The sequence below is a fragment of the Bacillus sp. SIMBA_008 genome, assembly GCF_046535495.1.
In the GTDB taxonomy this organism is placed as follows: Bacteria; Bacillota; Bacilli; order Bacillales; family Bacillaceae; genus Bacillus; species Bacillus subtilis.
Genome location: NZ_JAWRWL010000066.1, coordinates 1 through 400, shown reverse-complemented (window position 1 = coordinate 400; position 400 = coordinate 1). Strand labels below are relative to the sequence as shown.

At 48.5% G+C, this 400-nt stretch carries 1 protein-coding gene; it reads left to right on the top strand.

Features of this window, described 5'->3' with window-relative positions; translation table 11 throughout:
- Nucleotides 1-400, top strand: a 400-nt coding sequence (locus SB658_RS22135; RefSeq protein ID WP_410602343.1) for a T7SS effector LXG polymorphic toxin, incomplete at both ends; no start/stop codon positions are given.

Below are 400 nucleotides of genomic sequence, written 5' to 3'. Positions count from 1 at the left end.
CACGCCGGCGTCACAGACAGCTGGCTTGATCTGATCGACATGAAAATCGCATTTCTCACAAGCCTTCCCGGTAAGGTCGAAGATGCCGGACTTTCCAATTCGCATGTGGAGGAATCATTTCTGGAGCATGAGCTCACCCACGCCCTCAGTAAATCAAAGGCGATTATGGAAGAGCAGAAAAAGGACATGCGCTCCATCCTCGGAGAGATCGAAGACATCATCTCGCTTGATCTGTTTTCAACCGAAAACACGGATCAGAAGCTGTCTTCAGCTGACAAAAAAAGAAGCGAAACGATACATAAGCTCGGCAAGCTCGATCACGATTTAACGAAAGAATACGCAGAAACCGAAGCGAACGAACAGTTCATCCAAGCCGACTTCCAGCAGCTTCAAAACGCCA